Here is a 13,746-nt window from a genome sequence, read left to right on the forward strand (position 1 = left end):
GAGCGTGTTACAGTATGAAGAAATACTTGATTGGTATCATCTCACTTCTTCTCATCGTGGGGTCTTTTACTGCAGCAGCGATGGCACATGACCACAGCAACGGTAAAGCTAAAGGACTCGATAAACGGTTTAAGCTCGGGGTGGACGTCCTGCTTAGTGAGCAAAAAGAACTTATTGAAGGAAAGCGCGTAGGATTGATTACCAACCCTACCGGCGTCGACAAGGATCTGAACAGCAGCGTCGACGTATTGCATAACGATCCAGACGTTAACCTGACAGCCCTTTATGGCCCTGAGCACGGCGTACGCGGCAGTGCCCAGGCTGGTGAATATGTTGATTTTTATATCGATGAAACAACCGGACTTCCTGTTTACAGTCTTTATGGACAGACACGTAAACCTACCCCAGAAATGCTTGAAAACGTGGATGTCCTGTTGTTCGACATCCAGGATGTAGGTACACGTTTCTACACGTATATTTACACAATGGCATACGCAATGGAAGCAGCGGCTGAAAATGACATTCCTTTCGTCGTACTGGATCGTCCTAATCCGCTTGGAGGAGAAAAAGTACAAGGACCAGTACTGGACTCGGATTATTCTTCTTTCGTTGGAAAATATCCGATTCCGTTGCGTCACGGTATGACCGTTGGTGAGCTTGCGAAACTATTTAACAATGAATTTGACATCGGAGCAGACTTAACGGTTGTGGAAATGGCAGGATGGAAACGCAATATGTATTACGAAGATACACCACTTGAGTTTGTAATGCCGTCACCAAACATGCCAACACCAAAAACGGCGATGGTTTATCCAGGCGCAGCATTGATTGAAGGTACAAACGTTTCAGAAGGACGCGGAACAACCCGTCCATTCGAGTTGATCGGCGCACCATATATCAACAGCACTGAACTTGCGGCAGCATTAAATGAATTGAATCTGCCAGGTGTGGATTTCCGTGCAGCATCCTTTACACCAATATATTCTAAGCATAGTGGCGACCTTAGCAACGGTGTTCAGATACACGTCACACACAAACAGTCATTCAATCCTGTTGTGACCGGCCTGCACATTGTTAAGACAATCCATGATCTGTATCCTGAAGACTTTGCATTCCGTGCAGAAAACAGTGCAGGCGTTTCATTCTTTGATCTGCTGATCGGAAACGGCTGGGTACGGGAAGCAATTGAAGAAGGTAAATCAGTCGAATACATGCAGGAAAAATGGCAAAATGATTTAAATGAGTTTAATAATCTACGAGAAGGGTATCTATTATACTAGCAAGACATTTAAATTCCCCCTTAGAAAAAACAATTTACCGAAAGAGGGTGTTCCGTTTTAAGCGGAACACCCCTTTTTTGTGTTAGGGTTCACTACAGGAAAATGTTCTCGTACTAACTGTCGCATGGGTATTTATCATCGAATTGTGGACGTTTATCACCGGATTTTTTGCGATAATGCCCTCTTATCCTCGAATCCGGATCGCCTATCACCGAATTTCGTTTCGCTATCATCGAATCTGCAACGTTTATCACCAAATCCAATCGCAGATGACTCCTGATTGATCCGCATCGACAATAATACGTTTAATAGCGGGCTCGTTCCTATACAAAACGATGCAAGCACCGGAATCTTGCTCCCCTTCAATTCCTTCACAACAAAAAATACAGCGGGAGAATCCATCTTAGGATTCTCCCGCTGTACGATAAAATAATATTACCCTTTAATAGCTCCCTCGGTCATTCCTTTAGCAATACGCTGCTGGAAGATTGCATACAGCACGATAACCGGGATAATCGCGATTACAAGACTTGCAAATAGCGTTCCCCATGCATTCGTATACTGTGCTTCACTACTGATGTAATCAATCGCCAAAGCAAGGGTATAGTTGCCTTCTGACTGTAGGAAAATCAATGCCATAAAATATTCGTTCCAGAACTGGATCGCATTCATAATCGTTACAGTGATGATTCCGGACATCGACAGCGGGGTAATTATTTTCCAAAGAACCCCGTATGGTGACATCCCGTCCATTGCTGCTGATTCTTCCAGTGATTTAGGAATTGTACTAATAAAACTGGTCAGCACAAAAATCGAGAATGGCAGCTGGCTGATTGCGTAAACGATGGCAAGTCCATAAATATTATCCAGCAAATTGAATTCTGCTAACAGGAAGAATAATGGAATCCAGCCAAGCACCATTGGAATCATCATCGCTGATACATATAATGTAAACAGGAAGTTGCTCCCTTTAAAGCGGATCCGTTCAAGTGCGTACGCGGTTGGAATCGCCAGCACCAGGGTCAGAGCAGCACCGACAACGGTAACTATTAAACTATTAAATACACTTGTATCGATATTATATTCAGACCATGCGGTTGCAAAGTTCTGGAAGTTCCATGTTTCCGGCCACCCCCATGGGTTTGCGTAAATTTCTGCGTTTGATTTAAATGCGCCGATAAACATCCAGATAATCGGGTAAAGTACAGCTATTGTCCATAAGATTAATGGCAGCCGTATACCCATTCTAGCCACAATCTGGCCTACACTTCGTTTCACGGTGTTTTCCTCCTTTTTGGCAGATATAACTCCTTTATCTGCGTGAGTGAACTAAGCCATTCATCCAAAGGCTTGATGAACAACACGTTTTCTAAGCGGTCTAGTATTCTACTTTTTCTCTGCGTAAGAAGAACTGCAAAATAAGTACAGTTATAAGCGAAAGAACAAGAATCATTACACCAATTGTTGCTCCATATCCAAAGTTATACTGCTTAAAAGCCTGCTGGTAGAGATAGGAACCCATAACATGTGTTGAGTTATTCGGTCCTCCACCAGTCATAATCTGAACAATGATAAACGATCCGTTCAGAGTGGTAATAACGATATATAAAATGGAAATTTTTATTTGAGGCCATACCAGTGGTAAGGTTACCTTCCAAAACTGCTGCCATTCGTTTGCCCCATCAATTTCGGCTGCTTCATAATAGCTTTTCGAGATATTTGCAATCCCGCCCATAAGCAGTAGCATGAATAAGCCGATACCTGCCCAGATTGATGGTAAAACAAGACTTGGTAACGCCCAGGTTTCACTTCCAAGCCATGGTTTTGCCCACTCTTCCAGACCAAGAAACGTCAGCCCGGAATTTATCAGGCCAAGACTTGGATTGTAGATAAATGTCCATAGAATACCGATTACAACGACCGACATAATATTCGGGAAGAAAAATACTATACGGTAAAATGGCGCTTCTTTTATCTTCAATTGTGTGAGGGCAACAGCAATGAACATAGCCATAATCATTATTCCGATAACCTTTGTTACTACAAGGAAGTAATCATGCCAGATTGTCGCAGGGATAATTTCGTCGTTAAAAAGATTTATATAGTTATCAAAACCAACAAATTCTTTAACCTGCGAAGACCCTGACCATTCAAAAAATGAATAGTACAACCCACTGAATAAGGGGTACAACGTGAAAATACTGAACATGATAAAGGTGGGAACCAGGCAAAAAGCCAGGAATATGTATTTTTGTTTCTTAGACTGTACCATCCTATCACTCTTTCTGTGAAATAAAGGTATGGAATGCAGAGCCAGAAAACATCTGCCTTTACATTCCATACACTGATTTTATTAGTTGCTGCTGCGATATTTGGCTGCAGCTTCCTCAGCCTTCTGTACAAACTCCTCAGCAGTAATGTTACCCAGCATCAGGGATACCAATGCTGAAGAAATAGGAGTTTCCAGATCCGCACTCATTGGATGTGGCTTATGATAGATTTGTACCTGCTCAGGATCGTTGATCATTGCATTCGCATCAATCAGATACTGTGGTACATTTTCATTGGATGATAGATCCACACCTTTAAGGTTCATAATCGCACCAGTGTGCTCAGAGAACAACTTAGCGTATTCTTTAGTAAAAACAAACTCAACAAATGCTTTAGCTGCTTCTTTGTTTTCCGCTTGCTCAGCGATTGCCAGTGGACGAAGGTCCGGAACAATTGCCATCGGTTCGCCTGACTCGTTCATTGGAGATGGAATAAATCCATAGTCGAAGTCCTCAGGTGTATCGTTTGCCATTTCATTCGGCAACCAGAAACCAACCGGAATAAATGCATTTTTGTGAAGCAGGAAGTTCATTTGTGACTGTGTATGGTTAAGTGCTCCAAACCCAGGATCAATGTAACCTTCTGCTGCCATTTTCTCTACTTTTTTCATTACATTCAGTACTGGTTCACTAGTCCAAGCACCTTCTGCCCCAGTGATAACATCGTTCAGTAACTCGTCACCGCCGGCAGCTCCAAATGCTGGATATAGCATACCTCGCAGGAAGTAGTACGGATGCTGACCTGTTGTAACAAACGGCGCGATATCCGCATCTTCTTTGATTGTACCCATTGTGCTCATAAAGCTTTCAAAGTCAGATGGTACTTCCCATCCCTTTTCATCAAACCAGGCTTTGTCATACCATGTTCCCCAAGTATCGAAAACAAGTGGCAGACTGTATATGTCGCCATCATATTTAGCTGGATCAACAATGAAGCTTTCAGTCAATGGAGTTCCATCAACCTCGATCTCTTTTACCCAGTCAGTGAGGTTCATCAGCTGGCCGTCTTCCACCATCTGTGTTTCACTTGAGCCTGCCCCATCAATGTATACAACATCAGGTGGATCGCCGGAAACCCAACGGGATCTCATTTCTTCGTTAATATTAGGACCTGCGTGTTCGACAATCTCAACGTCTGGATATTCCTCTTTGAAATCCCCGATTACTTCTTTCCACCAGGAATCCCCATATCCGCCGACAAAGTACTGAATCTCAAGTGTTCCGTTTACTTTTCCGTCATTTTTGACTGCATCGTCAGTGCTTCCATCCTTTGTGGCCTCGCCGCCGTCATCTGAACAGCCAACTGCAATAAGCAGCATAAGTATAGCTATAAAGATTAAGGCGCCAGGACCTTTGAAAAGTCTTTTCAATTATTTCTCCCCCTTTGAAATTTTAATTTATATGAAATGTATCAATAGCTATTTAACTATCAATACAGTTTCAGACATTATGTTTCGTGACATAGTCAATCGCGTCCCGGACGTACCCGTTGCTGCGGTCTATGGCATCAATTGCTTCCTGGTATGTAACACCCCCTTCAATCATAACGATTGCAGGTTTTACCGCATTGTTCGTTAGTGACAGGGTTTTCTCCGCTTCTTCATAGGATGCGTCTGTAACTTCCATAATTGTCCGCTTTGCGCGTTCCATCAGTTTATAGTTGCTGGCATGTACATCAACCATAAGGTTTTCATGTACCTTACCAAGTTTCACCATAGTCGCTGTACTAATCATGTTCAATATCATTTTATGTGCCGTTGCAGCCTTCATTCGTGTGGAACCCGTCAGCACTTCAGGTCCTACCACCACTTCGATATTGCACGTTGCATGTTGGCTGATCAGTGAATTTTCATTACACGATAGGGAAACAGTATAAGCTCCAACTTCCTTTGCATGTTTCAACGCACCAATCGGATAAGGGGTGCGTCCGCTTGCAGTTATTCCCACTACCACATCTTTGTCTGAAAGATTCTTAGCCTTGATATCCTTGGCTCCTTGTGACTCATCATCTTCACAGCCTTCAACAGCACTTAGAAACGCGCCGTCTCCACCTGCCATCAAAGTCTGGACCATCTCAGGCGGCGTCATAAATGTGGGCGGACATTCCGAAGCATCTATCACTCCAAGTCTTCCACTTGTACCGGCCCCCGCGTAAAACAGGCGGCCACCACTTTTCAATGCTTTATAAATATGTTCCACAGCCTGCTGAACATCTGGAAGGACTTCCTCCACCGCATCGGCAACCTTTTTATCTTCATTATTAATTGTCTGTAAGATTTCTAGACTGGACATCTGATCCAGATTCATGCTGTTTTTGTTTCGCTGTTCTGTAGTCAATTTAGCTAATTCCATAAAGTTCTCTTTCTCCCCGCCATCAGAATGATAAAACGCTTTCATATGAACAAGTTGATATAATTATAGACTTGCTGAATTATTTTGTCAACATGCTCTAATGATTATTGTAATAATATTTCAGTTTGTCCATAAAAAAATTATTATTTTCGCTTAAGAAAAGCTATCGCTTCACGTGTTTCATCCAGATGACTGATGATTTTCTCATATTCCTGCGAAGCCAGACACATGAAGAGTATATCAATCATATGTAATTGAGCCATTCTTGAAGAAGTCGCGCCACTTCTGAAAGTTGCTTCCTTGGTTGCAGATGTGTGCAGAAGGATATCCGAGTTGTTGCTTACAGGTGACTTGCCATACTTGGTGATTCCAATTGTTTTAATATTTTTCTGCTTGGCAAGTTCCATCAGCCCTGTTACTTCTTTGGTCTTTCCTGAAAAAGAAATTCCAATTACAACATCTTCTGGTCCCTTGTTGGCAATATCGGTTGCCGCCATATGGATATCCGTGTACGCCCTGGCATGCTTTGCAATCCTCAAGAATTTCTGCTCAGCATCCTTAGCAGCAATATACGAACCACCTACACCGATTAGCACAATCGATCGTGCATCTGATATTGCCTTGACTGCCTCGGTGAGATTCTCGACATTCATCATATTGATTGTTTCGGTAAGCGTCTGAATAGTATTAGAGGTAACTTTGTCGATGATATTTTTAAAATCCTCGTTAGGCTCAATATCACGGTACCCTGCTTCTGACTTTTCCTGCAGGTCACCTGCGACGCGAATTTTCAGCTCCTGAAAGCCATTGAAACCCAGCGACTTGCATAATCGAATCACCGCTGCACTACTGGTATCGCTTCGTTCCCCAAGCATCAACGCCGTTAGCATGATGGACTCTTCCGGGTGTTGAAGTATATATTTTGCAATTTTTTGCTCGGAAGGTGGCAACGTTGGAATCATTTCTTTTAAAATAACTAGACCGCCCTTTAAATGCGACAACTGAATTACCCCCTATATTGTTGAAATAATAGTTTGGATTACTTCTTCTCTTGGCTTCTCTTTATTCTGATGGAGCAGCGCCCCGATTACCGACCCGCCAACGGGCGACATTTCCGGAGCCGTTAGTTGAAGATACTCCGCTTCTTTAAGCTCTGCCTTTAATAATTGCGGCAGGATATCTTTGTCCTTGAAGACTCCGCCACATAATACAACCTTCACTTTTTCCCGTTCATTGAAAAGTTTTTGATGGAGTGTATTTATGCTTACTCCCATTTCCTTCACAATATCAGCGACAATTTCACGGGCAACCTTATCCTCTTTTCGATATGCCTCAAGAACCATTCTGGAAATCGCGGAAATCTCACTTTTGGGCGAAGGTGCGGTATATATATTCTGAACAAGGTCGAATTCATTATTCACCTGAAAATATTCCAGTATATTCTCCTGCAGAATTGTTTTTTTACCTCGTCCATCAGCGGCTTTCAGTACAGCAATGACCCCTTGCCTTCCAAGGTCATATCCGCTCCCTTCATCCCCGAACAAATAACCCCAGCCGCCAACACGTCCATGCTCTGATTCGCTATTAATACCATACGTTATGGAACCCGTCCCTGAAATCTGTACGATTCCCGGCTGGCCATACGTCCCAGAATACAAAGCATTAATTGGATCAGCTTCGACTACAACTTCAACCGTCGCATCAACTAACTTGCTTATCATTTCCATTAATGCCTTCTTGGCGGTATCATTTCCAGCCCCGGAAACACCGGCAAAAACAGTTGTAATGTTCAACGCTGTCCCAGCAAACTGATTTTTAAGCTCATTGAAAAGTGTGGAAAGCGTCTCAAACACTTCGTCATGTGGAACGACATTGGGATTAGTCGGCCCTGCAATCGCTTTAATAATTATTCTTCCATCTGAGTCTGCAATCACAGCACTGGTCTTTGTTCCACCACCGTCAATGCCTATTACATGGTCCATTTCAATTCATCCTTTGAAAAGAGATATATAAACTCATTTTATAGGAGCTGAAATATAAGCACAAGCTATTTTGAAATAAAATTTCAAACGAATGAAAAAGTAAGACCAAGTTTCCACTTGATCTTACTCCTTTTAATACTATAAATTCTCTTCCATCATTCCACAAAACACTTCAGCAAATTTCTGGCATCGTTCCACATCTTTTTTATCCGGCTCCAGGTCTACGATCAACCGCTCCGGAACAAGGTTGGCGCCTCTCGCTTCAAACCGATCGCCCATCAGGTTGGCAGCCCCGCCGAATGAATCATAAAAGGAGTCACCAGAGCCGAATACACCGGCCACCATTCCTTTGATGTCCACATCATCAAGTTCCTCGTAAAAGTCCTCTGACTCATACGGAAGCTCACCATCATCCCATGAATAGGTGCCGACCAGCACGCCATCATAATCTGCAAGTTCTTCTACATCTATTGGATCCATATCAAAAGTCTTGGTAACAACGGTATGATTACGCTGCTCCACGACATCGGTTATAATTTCAGCCATCATCTCAGTATTGCCTGTCATGCTTGCATAGAGCATCAATACTTTGCCCATTGGTATCCCTCCACATCGGTCATACTACATTCATTTTATGTTGGTTGAGAATTGTTTTCAATTGACCTGAGGTAATTTGGGCTTTTTTTATCCTGAATTGTGACAGGTTTGTGAGCAAAATATGAAACGAGGCCTTATATCTGAGGCCCCGCAATCCTATTGATACAGCATCCCTATATCATTAACTATTTCTGCAACGTGTGGCAATTCATTTGGAATTTCCACATTCAGTCCTAGTTCTTTAATCAGCGGCTCCATGATTTCGAAGGTCTTTTCATCAACCAACAGCTTTTCAGGGATGCCTTCGGTAAGCTGCAGCATTTTAAGCAGCTGGTTTTGCAGCAATCCATTATCAGACCCTCCAGGCAGTACATCCTGGAAGAACACCATCCCCTGATTATAATCCACCGCAATCGCTAGGTATGGGAAAGCAGGTCTGTCGCCGATATTTTCCTGTAACGGCATGTCAATTTGGGTCACCACAAATTCAATCGTCGCTGGGATAAAGTTATCCATAAGTTTTTTTGCACGTCTTAAGTCTAGTTCGGATACTTCCAGTTGAAAAACCTTGTCTTCCCGCTGATAGTTATCAAGCGATATAACCTCATCCTCCACTCCTGGAATTCTCGCAAGAACCTTGTTTTCCGCGAAAAAATCCGGCAGTGTCTTCCCGTTCTTAAACTCTTTACATAGACCGATTGCTTCTTCCACAACTTCCAGCAGAACATCAGCCTCGTACTCATCAGGAATCCACGGGACATATCCTGGCTTATAACTCGTAAATACCGGCCATGCTTTTTTGCCCCGGAAGGTAACATCATAGGATTTAATAAACTCATAATCTTCCTTGGCCAAGTCCGTTCTATCTTCAAAACTTAAAAGGATACTGCGCTGTTTTAACAGAAAGTCAAAATCAGGGACCCTGCCGCGCTGTATTTCTTTTAATATCGCATAGCCCTCCCGGTTTGGGTAGATTGCAAGGCCAAAAACTTCTCCTGCCTTTCCAAGCACAGAACAGAAATAATACTCGTCTAGTACCGGATCAGCTATAGCAAAGATTTGATCGTCTTCCATGAATTCCCACGGCTTCAGTTTATGGAATTCTTTTGCAGCGAGAAGAACCTCTTCCCATGGGTCGTATACCACACCCGGATCGTCAACGAAATTCATTCCTTCTAAATTTTCGAGGTAACTTTCCGTATCAAGCAGCGCATCGTTAATGTCTTGGATTAGTCTTTTGGGATTGTCATTTTTCAAATTGACTTCCCCCATCATAACTTCACCCCGACTGTCTTCTTCAGGTGCATTATTTTTGGCCGCCGTACAATATGGGAGTGGTTGCCCTTTCACAGGCGCTGGCTTACCCGTCAACACTATCTCGTGTGACCAGTCATCGCCAAAGTCATAAATGTAGATGGTTGTATCGTTCACCTTTTTAAACCAATCAGACAGCTTAATATCATCCTCAATCAACATTTCAGACTCAGACTGGAAATCCATTACGCCATCCGGAATCTGCTGAGCGATTTGAACGTAATTAACATCCCGACCATCCGACTTCTCGACAAAAAACTGGTGTAAATGAGAATTGGTCCAGCCAAAAGCAGCCTGGATAACTTTATGCAGCGTACTAAAGGTTTCCTCGCTATCAATCTTAATTACCCTCCAAACAGGAACCCCAACATCACGCAGCGTTATTTTAAATTCAAGAATCACATCGTCCACCTCACTTTGACAATAGTGTAGCACAGAGACACATATATAAAAAAAAGAAGCCCCTATAAGGCTCCTTTCTCACTTATAGAATTTCTGTAAATAATTTTATGTGGCACAATAATGCGTTTAGCCGCAACTGATTTATCAACTGTTTGTTCGATCAGAACCTTTGCTGATTGTGCACCTAGCTCATGAATCTGAATATCAACCGTTGTAAGCGCGGGCCGGGTTATTTCAGACAAGTAAACATTATTAAAACTTACTAGAGAAATATCGCTTGGTACTGAGACCCCTGATTCTTCAAGCATACTCAATACGCCAAGACTTATTAAATCATCACTCACAACAAGGCCAGTCGGCATTTCTTTAAGTGAAAGCAACCTCTCGACCGCTTCACGGCCACCTGATTTTAGAAATTCGGTATGAATCCGATATTCATCATAAACATCCAATCCTGCATCGCAAAGAGCAGCTTCATAACCAGCTTCCCGGTCAAGAGTAACGAATAATTCTTTCGATCCACCGATGAAAGCAATATTCTGGTGCCCCATCTGAATCAGATGATCGGTGATTTCTTTTCCGGCAGTATAGTTATCATTATCCACGTGGGTAATTTCGGTAGCATTTTCATACGGTTTCCCCACCATTACAAATGGAAAGTTTTTTTCATGAAGAAAGTTAGTTATGCGGTCATCTAGCTTTGAATAAAGCAGGATGATCCCGTCAACATAACTGCCGTAAACCATTCGCTCCACTTCATTGAAAATTTCCTCTTCTGTGACCCCGCTTGAAAGGGTCATCGAATACTGCATACTATGTGTTACCGAGCCAATGCCTCTTAGGATTTCTGGGAAAAATGGGTTCTGTAACGCTTTATCAGCGGAAGACGGCATAATAACGCCGATAGCTTTTGTCGAACTAACTGCAAGGTTCCGCGCGTTGATGTTCGGATGATACCCCAGTTCTTTCATTGCTTTCCGGACTCTTTCCTTTGTATCGGGACTAATTCGCGGGTTGTCCGCAATTACCCTTGACACAGTAGAGGGCGCCACTCCTGTTGCCTTTGCCACGTCTTTAATTGTAACCATTTCATCACCCTCTACATTGTTCTTAGTTCACTAACGTAATAGTTCCACTATCTATATTATTTACTATAACATGCTGGTTGTCACGCAGGCCGTGAACATTAATCTTAATAGTCTCATAAGAAGGCTGGTAATTCCCTTCCTGGTTTGTAACTGAAATTATAGCTCCATCATTAGCCGACTTCACTTCGATATCCAGTCTTAGGAATCCACCACTTTCATAGTTGAATGTTTCCCCATCGTCATCGTAGAACGTAAAGTTGTAAACTTCTCCAGGTGCACCGGAATAGACTTCCATCAACACACTTTTCGGTGTCTTATCCACATTCGATTCCCAGTCCGCCTGCATAATTGCACTTCCTTTTTTAACAAAAATCGGCAGATGATCTAGCTCCGCATGAATCAAATGTGCTTTTTCTCCACTCAACGTCTCGCCGTTTTCAAGATTCACCCATTCCCCTGCTGGCAGATAAACTGACCGGTCAGTGACCGATGGCGCAAGGATCGGTGCCATAATAACATTGTCACCAATCATAAACTGATCGTTAAGATTATAAGTCTTTTTATCCTCTGGAAACTCCATCAAAAGCGGACGCATTACCGGGAGTCCTTTTACGCTTGCCTGATAAAATAACGAATATAACTGAGGCATCCAAGTATACCGCATTTTAATGTACTTTTTAATTATAGCCTCATTATCTTCACCAAACTGCCAAGGCTCCTGATAGTGGGACCCAATTACAGAGTGGTTCCTGAAAAACGGTGTAAATGCACCAACCTGCGACCAGCGGACTAGAAGCTCGCTACTGGTGTCATGTGCGAAACCACCGACATCCGGACCCGTGAATGGCACGCCGGACAGTCCAAGATTCATCACCATAGGAAGAGACATCTGCAAATGTTCCCAAAAACTTCGATTATCACCGGTCCATACAGCAGCATAACGTTGTACACCTGCATAGCCCGCTCGTGTCAAAAGGAAAGGACGCTTGCCATCCAGCTGCTCTTTCAGACCCTGATAAGTCGCCTGCCCCATCAGAAGGCCGTACACGTTATGGAGCTCACGGTGTGTTTTCATCTTGCCATCATTTCGATGCATGACACTCGTATCCATCGTTTTTGTTTCATTGAAAACAGCCGGTTCGTTCATATCATTCCAGATACCCTCAATCCCTGCTTTCGTATAGAACGTATGTTTATCTCCCCACCATTTACGGGCCTTTTCATCGGTGAAGTCAGGAAAGGCACTAGTTCCCGGCCACACTTTCCCGAAATAAACATCCCCTTCCAAGTATTTGCAGAAGAGATCATCCAGTATACCCTCCTGGTAAATCGTATATTCGGAATCCTTTTTGACACCCGGATCAACAATCGGCACAATGCGGATTCCCATTTTTCGTAAATCGGCTACCAGCTGTTCGGGATTCGGAAATTTGTCTTTATCGAATGTGAATACTCTGTAGCCATCCATATAGTGAATATCAAGGTGAATTGCGTCGAGCGGGATATCCTTATCGATGAATTTCTGGGCCAGCTCGCGAACTTCTTTTTCCGATTTGTAACTGTAACGGGACTGATGATACCCGAGTGACCATTTGGACGGCAGTGGCATTCTCCCTGTCAGGTAAGTATACTGCTCCATTACTGTTTTAGGATCTGGTCCAGCAAGAATGTAATAATCAAGCTGCCCGCCTTCCGCCTTAAACGAGTACATGTCCTCAAATGACCTCATATCAAAAGTGCTACGAAACGTGTTATCAAAAAACACACCGTGTGCCCGGCCATTCCGTAATGTCATGAAATACGGAATCGATTGGTAAAGTGGGTCTGTCTCCGGGTTATGCGGTGCAAAAACATCTGAATTCCACATTTCATATTTTTCACCGCGTTTATCAAGATGCCCAGCTTTTTCGCCAAACCCATAAAAATGGTCATCTGCATACATTTTTTTAAAGGCAACCACTTCACCATTCGCCCGGTATGCCATCCCGCGGTTTTCCTCTTCAAGAAAACTTTTTCCATTACGGTCTGCCACTTTTATACGGAAAGGTGATTTCTGGATTGTAAGAACCACCTTTTTTGTATTAAACGCTATTGCCTCCTCAGTATCATTACTCTGTATCGGAACCTCAATCGGGTTTGCTATAACGGCATATGACTGATCCAGTGCTGGTTCACTTTTCTGATTCATTACTATACGAACGATGGATTCACCAAAAAATTGGACCGACACATAGCCGTTCGTACACTGAAAGGAATAGCCATAATCTATGGTTTTATACGTTTGCATATTTCCAATATCCTGGTAAGTTATTGATTTAGATTCTTGTTCATTTTCAGGTTGTATTGCAAAACTTGTATCTTCAAGCATTTCTGTATCCCCCTGCCTGTCAAATTAACTGTT

At 42.9% G+C, this 13,746-nt stretch carries 12 protein-coding genes; 1 reads left to right on the top strand and 11 read right to left on the bottom strand.

The genetic code is table 11. From position 1 onward, the window contains the following. Positions 1-14: 14 nt before the first annotated feature. A complete protein-coding gene (locus tag ACFO3D_RS05105) occupies positions 15-1,280 on the top strand; it encodes an exo-beta-N-acetylmuramidase NamZ family protein (protein ID WP_390293561.1) in 1,266 nt (421 codons plus the stop codon). A 156-nt stretch (positions 1,281-1,436) separates the two neighbouring features. Here ACFO3D_RS05105 and ACFO3D_RS05110 read toward each other — a convergent pair whose 3' ends face one another. The 11 genes from ACFO3D_RS05110 to ACFO3D_RS05160 all read right to left on the bottom strand — a co-directional run bounded on the left by ACFO3D_RS05110 (position 1,437) and on the right by ACFO3D_RS05160 (position 13,713). Next, the gene (locus tag ACFO3D_RS05110; protein WP_390293562.1) at positions 1,437-1,682 is read right to left on the bottom strand and encodes a hypothetical protein; all 246 of its coding nucleotides are present in this window, start codon (positions 1,680-1,682) and stop codon (positions 1,437-1,439) included. A gap of 33 nt (positions 1,683-1,715) precedes the next feature. Further along, positions 1,716-2,558 (bottom strand): carbohydrate ABC transporter permease, encoded by an 843-nt coding sequence (locus ACFO3D_RS05115; RefSeq protein WP_390293563.1) that lies wholly within the window; start codon positions 2,556-2,558, stop codon positions 1,716-1,718. A 100-nt stretch (positions 2,559-2,658) separates the two neighbouring features. After that, positions 2,659-3,552, bottom strand: a complete 894-nt coding sequence (locus tag ACFO3D_RS05120; RefSeq protein WP_390293564.1) for a carbohydrate ABC transporter permease — start codon at positions 3,550-3,552, stop codon at positions 2,659-2,661. Positions 3,553-3,633: 81 nt separating this feature from the next. Further along, positions 3,634-4,929: an extracellular solute-binding protein gene (locus ACFO3D_RS05125; RefSeq protein WP_390295455.1), complete on the bottom strand. Its 1,296-nt coding sequence runs from the start codon at positions 4,927-4,929 to the stop codon at positions 3,634-3,636. Positions 4,930-5,050: 121 nt separating this feature from the next. Then, positions 5,051-5,962: an N-acetylmuramic acid 6-phosphate etherase gene (gene murQ, locus ACFO3D_RS05130; RefSeq protein WP_390293565.1), complete on the bottom strand. Its 912-nt coding sequence runs from the start codon at positions 5,960-5,962 to the stop codon at positions 5,051-5,053. Between the two features lie 143 nt (positions 5,963-6,105). Then, positions 6,106-6,963 carry a MurR/RpiR family transcriptional regulator gene (locus ACFO3D_RS05135; protein WP_390293566.1) on the bottom strand — a complete coding sequence of 286 codons (858 nt, stop codon included), beginning with the start codon at positions 6,961-6,963 and terminating at the stop codon, positions 6,106-6,108. A 12-nt stretch (positions 6,964-6,975) separates the two neighbouring features. Then, positions 6,976-7,944: an N-acetylglucosamine kinase gene (locus tag ACFO3D_RS05140; protein ID WP_390293567.1), complete on the bottom strand. Its 969-nt coding sequence runs from the start codon at positions 7,942-7,944 to the stop codon at positions 6,976-6,978. Positions 7,945-8,082: 138 nt separating this feature from the next. Next, the gene (locus ACFO3D_RS05145) at positions 8,083-8,541 is read right to left on the bottom strand and encodes a flavodoxin (protein ID WP_390293568.1); all 459 of its coding nucleotides are present in this window, start codon (positions 8,539-8,541) and stop codon (positions 8,083-8,085) included. Positions 8,542-8,697: 156 nt separating this feature from the next. After that, positions 8,698-10,257 (bottom strand): plasmid pRiA4b ORF-3 family protein, encoded by a 1,560-nt coding sequence (locus tag ACFO3D_RS05150; RefSeq protein WP_390293569.1) that lies wholly within the window; start codon positions 10,255-10,257, stop codon positions 8,698-8,700. Positions 10,258-10,319: 62 nt separating this feature from the next. After that, complete coding sequence (locus ACFO3D_RS05155) at positions 10,320-11,345, bottom strand: LacI family DNA-binding transcriptional regulator (protein WP_390293570.1); 1,026 nt, start codon at positions 11,343-11,345, stop codon at positions 10,320-10,322. A gap of 22 nt (positions 11,346-11,367) precedes the next feature. Next, complete coding sequence (locus ACFO3D_RS05160) at positions 11,368-13,713, bottom strand: glycoside hydrolase family 31 protein (protein WP_390293571.1); 2,346 nt, start codon at positions 13,711-13,713, stop codon at positions 11,368-11,370. Between the last annotated feature and the right edge of the window lie 33 nt (positions 13,714-13,746).

The organism is Virgibacillus kekensis (assembly GCF_042654125.1).
GTDB classification, from domain to species: domain Bacteria; phylum Bacillota; class Bacilli; order Bacillales; family Amphibacillaceae; genus Lentibacillus; species Lentibacillus kekensis.

Bases quoted from the DNA above. Each gene is read 5' to 3' on its own strand.
- murQ (WP_390293565.1), bottom strand. From the start codon at position 5,962: ATGGAATTAGCTAAATTGACTACAGAACAGCGAAACAAAAACAGCATG.
- ACFO3D_RS05110 (WP_390293562.1), bottom strand. From the start codon at position 1,682: ATGGATTCTCCCGCTGTATTTTTTGTTGTGAAGGAATTGAAGGGGAGC.
- ACFO3D_RS05125 (WP_390295455.1), bottom strand. From the start codon at position 4,929: ATGCTGCTTATTGCAGTTGGCTGTTCAGATGACGGCGGCGAGGCCACA.
- ACFO3D_RS05120 (WP_390293564.1), bottom strand. From the start codon at position 3,552: ATGGTACAGTCTAAGAAACAAAAATACATATTCCTGGCTTTTTGCCTG.
- ACFO3D_RS05145 (WP_390293568.1), bottom strand. From the start codon at position 8,541: ATGGGCAAAGTATTGATGCTCTATGCAAGCATGACAGGCAATACTGAG.
- ACFO3D_RS05140 (WP_390293567.1), bottom strand. From the start codon at position 7,944: ATGGACCATGTAATAGGCATTGACGGTGGTGGAACAAAGACCAGTGCT.
- ACFO3D_RS05160 (WP_390293571.1), bottom strand. From the start codon at position 13,713: ATGCTTGAAGATACAAGTTTTGCAATACAACCTGAAAATGAACAAGAA.
- ACFO3D_RS05155 (WP_390293570.1), bottom strand. From the start codon at position 11,345: ATGGTTACAATTAAAGACGTGGCAAAGGCAACAGGAGTGGCGCCCTCT.
- ACFO3D_RS05105 (WP_390293561.1), top strand. From the start codon at position 15: ATGAAGAAATACTTGATTGGTATCATCTCACTTCTTCTCATCGTGGGG.